The organism is uncultured Corynebacterium sp. (assembly GCF_937999985.1).
Classification (GTDB): Bacteria; Actinomycetota; Actinomycetes; order Mycobacteriales; family Mycobacteriaceae; genus Corynebacterium.
This window is the reverse complement of record NZ_CALLDG010000217.1, coordinates 1-4,159: the sequence shown is the minus strand read 5'-3', so window position 1 is coordinate 4,159 and position 4,159 is coordinate 1. Positions and strand designations below refer to the sequence as shown.

Sequence of the window (4,159 nt, the reverse complement as noted above, 5' to 3'; positions counted from 1 at the left end):
GCAGCGACTGGCTGCTGGCCCCACCGGTGCCCATGACCAGGTGGGAATCGAATTCCTTGTCTGCAATCTTCAGCATGGCTGTTCCCTAGCCGCCTCTAGCCGCCCTGGACGGCGATCAGGATGTCCACCACGTCGCCGTCTTCCAGTGTGCGCCCCCAGTCGCTTGCCGGAACCACGGATTGGTTCACCGCTACTGCGACTCCCTTCGCGCCCTCGTTCTCGGAAGCTTCGTGCCCCGTCTCCGCAGCCACGACCTCCGCCACGCTTGGTGCCTTGTCGGCCGACCGTGGCTCGTCATTCACCGTGTAGTTCATCAATACTCCTTAGATCTTCTTAGGCATGCCGCAGCGGCGCGCAGCTGGCTAGGTCTATCTCTGGGTCTATCTCCGCTTCCAACGCGGACACCAGCTTGCCCATTCCCAGCGCTGCCCCCACTGTAGCCCCCAGCGCGGACAGCAAAATTCCGTGTCGGAAGTAGCCCGTGGAAACTACCAGCTTCTCGCTGACTTTTCCCAGGTAGGGAAGGTCATCTGGCGTGCCGGGGCGCTCGCCGGTGATCGCCTCGATAAACTCGCACTCCTGGATGCCCGGCACAATCCGGATTGCGTCGCGCAGTAGCGTGTACACCCCGTCCACGGCGGGGCCGCGCCGCGAGTCCTCGCGGCTGGTCGCGCCCACGGCGATCGTGCCGTCGGTACGCGGGATGATGTACACAGGCCGATCCTCCACAAACGCCCGGATCACGCGCCCCACGGGCGCCTCCATCCCCTCCGGTACCCGCAGACGCAGCATGTCGCCGCGCACCGGGCGCAGCTTCAACGGCGACTTTTCGCCCTCGTACCAGCCGCGCACCTGCCCGGCGCCAAGCCCGTTGCACAGGTACACCATGTCGCCCGTGTGCGTCGCAGCGTCGGTCGTCACCGCTCCGTCCTCGATGTGGCTCACCCGCTCGCCGATGATCGCCACCCCCATGTTCCGCAGCGCATCCAGCAGCGCCGCGCAGTACATACGCGGGTTCACTTGGTGGTCGCCGGGGATCTCGACCACGCCGGATAGCTGCGGGCTGAGGCCCCACTCGGCCTTGCGCGCTTGGCGCAGCGGCAACCGCTGCACCTCCATACCGTGGCCATGCTGGTGCTCGGTCAGCTCGGTGAGGTGCCGCGCGTCCGCCCGATCCGCCCCCACCACGAAGGTCGATTCTGTTCTGTGGCCGGTGCTTAGGGAGGTCTTTTCGCCCAGCCGTTGCAGCAGGTCGTCGTACAAGTTTTTGGACGCCACCATCAGCGGGTACAAAGGCTCCTGCTTATACTGCACCTCCGCGACCGGGGCCAACATGCCGCCCGCGACGAAGGAGGCCCCGCTTACTGGCGCGGGGTCGATCACCGCCACGGCGGCCGGATCCGCACCGAGATCCACCAACTTGAAGGCGGTGGATAAGCCCACGATCCCCGCGCCCACCACAATGTGGTCATAGTGCTGGTAGCCTGCGGGACTGGAATTAGTCACTTCTATTCACTTCCTTTTGGGCGGGTTGCAAGCGGTGGGCGTCACGAAGAAAAACCAGTGAGCACCTGCCGTGCCGTGGCGCGCGGGTCGGGCGAGTTCATGAATCCTCGAACGATCGCAACCCCCGCCACACCCGTGGCAGCGAGGTCTGCGGCATCCTCCGCGCGCACGTCGCCGATGGCAACCACCGGAACCTGCGAGGCCTCTACTAGTGCGGGATACCCCTCCAAGCCCAGCGGCTCGCGGCCCGAATCCTTGGTGGGGGTGGGGCGGAACGGCCCGGCGCCGATGTAGTCGATCACGTCCGCATACTCGTTGGACTGCTGCACCAGGGGCAGGGTGCCGGTGGTTAACCCGATGATGGCATCCTTACCCAACACCTGGCGCGCCAGGCGCGGGTCCAGATCGTCCTGGCCGATGTGCACGCCGTGGATGTTGTGCTCCGGCATCAGGGCGGCGGCCACGTCCACGCGGTCGTCAATCAACACCCGGGTAGCCGGGTTGGCCTTCTGCACCGAGGCGGCGACTTCAATGGCCAGTGCCGTGAGGTCGCGCACGCTGATCGGTTTGCTACGCACCTGCACCACGCCCGCGCCACCGGCGGCCGCAGCATCGGCCACGTCCACGACCTTCTCGTGCGGGGTCCCTGTTACCAGGTAGCAGCGTAGATCCAAGTTAGCGCCCACCGTGCGCTGCCGCCTCCTTCTGCAGATCCTCGGCGACTTCCTTCGCCTCGTCGCGGTTCAGATACAGCTGGGAGCCCGCGCGGCGGAATTCTTCGGCCATCTCTTCCTCGCCCGCAGCGTTTACGCCGTCTACGCTCTGTCGGCCGAAGCCCGGCAGGCCTAGGTCCTTGACCAGCGACTGCTTCTGGTCGGTGGCCAGCGCCTCGTCGATCTCGTCGCCGAAGGCATCGCGGATGTCCTGGCTGATGCGCATGGAGCAGAACTTCGGGCCGCACATGGAGCAGAAGTGCGCGGTCTTCGCGGGCTCCGCAGGCAGCGTTTCATCGTGGTACGCCTGCGCGGTGTCCGGGTCCAGGGAAAGGGCGAACTGGTCGTGCCAGCGGAACTCGAAGCGGGCCTTACTCATGGCGTCGTCCCACTCGTGGGCGCCCGGGTGCCCCTTGGCAACATCGGCGGCGTGGGCGGAGACCTTGTAGGTGATCACGCCGGTCTTCACGTCGTCCTTGTTCGGCAGGCCCAGGTGCTCCTTCGGGGTGACGTAGCACAGCATTGCGGTGCCGCCCATGGCGATGTTCGCCGCACCGATGGCGGATGTGATGTGGTCGTAGCCCGGAGCGATGTCCGTGACCAGCGGCCCCAGCGTGTAGAACGGCGCGCCGCCGCACCATTCCTGCTCCTTTTCGTTGTTGACCTGCACCATGTTCAGCGGCACGTGGCCGGGGCCTTCCACCATGACCTGCACGTCGTACTCCCACGCACGGTGGGTCAGCTCGCCGATGGTCTTCAGCTCTGCGAACTGGGCTGCGTCGTTGGCGTCCGCGATGGAGCCGGGGCGCAGGCCATCGCCCAGGGAGAATGCGACGTCGTACTTGGCGAATATCTCGCACAGCTCGTCGAAGTTCTCGTAGAGGAAGGATTCCTTGTGGTGCGCCAGGCACCAGCCGGCCATGATGGAGCCACCGCGAGAGACGATGCCGGTGACGCGCTTGGTGGTCAGCGGCACGAAAGGCAGGCGCACGCCGGCGTGGATGGTCATGTAGTCCACACCCTGCTCGCACTGCTCGATGACAGTATCGCGGAAGATCTCCCAGGTCAGATCCTCGGCCACGCCATCGACCTTCTCCAGAGCCTGGTAGATCGGCACAGTACCGATCGGCACCGGGGAGTTGCGGAGGATCCACTCGCGGGTGGTGTGAATGTCGTTACCGGTGGACAGATCCATCACGGTGTCCGCGCCCCAGCGGGTAGCCCAGCGTAGCTTGTCCACCTCCTCGCGGATGGAGGAAGTGACGGCGGAGTTACCGATGTTGGCGTTGATCTTGGTGGTGAAGGCGTTGCCGATGATCATCGGCTCGGACTCCGGGTGGTTGATGTTGTTCGGGATGATGGCCTTGCCGGAGGCTACCTGTTCGCGAACCTTCTCCACGTCGCAGTGCTCGCGCAGTGCTACGTACTCCATCTCCGGGGTGATGATGCCCTGGCGGGCGTAGTGCATCTGGGTGACGCGCTTGCCTTCCTTGGCGCGCAGAGTCGGGCGGGTGGAACCCTTCCACTCCTCACTGGCCTCGCCGCGCTTGACCGCGCGGTTGCCGTCGTCCAGCAGGTTACGGCGGCGGCCTTCGTAAGCCTCCACGTCGCCGCGGCCTTCGATCCACTCGCTGCGCAGTCCCTCCAGCCCCTTGGTCGGCTCGGCCCATGGGCCACGGGTGCGGTAGATGCGCACCGGCTCGTTCGGGCCGGTCGGGGAGTCGTCCAGCTGGATCTCCGTTTCCGGCACCTGCAGTGTGAAGGTCTTGCCGAAGGACTCCACGGTCTTCTCGATGGGGGAGAAGCTGTGCTTCGGATGGATCTCCGCCGCGTACTCGTCGGTGGGGGTGGCGGTGTTTTGGGTAGACGTATCCGTCATAAAGACTCTCCTGACTCTTCCTTCGCTGGTTCTAACCAGACAGGTTCTAGCGGTACTCGCG

The 4,159-nt window shown here is 65.3% G+C and carries 4 protein-coding genes; all 4 read right to left on the bottom strand.

All coding sequences use genetic code 11. The features are described from left to right. Positions 1–95: 95 nt before the first annotated feature. Genes thiS through thiC form a run of 4 tightly spaced genes read right to left on the bottom strand, consistent with a single transcriptional unit; the run spans position 96 to position 4,098 of the window. Positions 96–314: a sulfur carrier protein ThiS gene (thiS, locus tag Q0331_RS10750; protein WP_298076353.1), complete on the bottom strand. Its 219-nt coding sequence runs from the start codon at positions 312–314 to the stop codon at positions 96–98. 19 nt (positions 315–333) lie between these two features. Beyond that, positions 334–1,506, bottom strand: coding sequence for a glycine oxidase ThiO (gene thiO, locus Q0331_RS10745; RefSeq protein ID WP_298076352.1), 1,173 nt, complete (start codon positions 1,504–1,506; stop codon positions 334–336). Between the two features lie 41 nt (positions 1,507–1,547). Further along, positions 1,548–2,192 (bottom strand): thiamine phosphate synthase, encoded by a 645-nt coding sequence (locus Q0331_RS10740; protein ID WP_298076351.1) that lies wholly within the window; start codon positions 2,190–2,192, stop codon positions 1,548–1,550. After that, a complete protein-coding gene (gene thiC / locus Q0331_RS10735) occupies positions 2,182–4,098 on the bottom strand; it encodes a phosphomethylpyrimidine synthase ThiC (RefSeq protein ID WP_298076350.1) in 1,917 nt (638 codons plus the stop codon). Before thiC ends, Q0331_RS10740 begins: the two co-directional genes overlap by 11 nt. Positions 4,099–4,159: the final 61 nt, after the last annotated feature.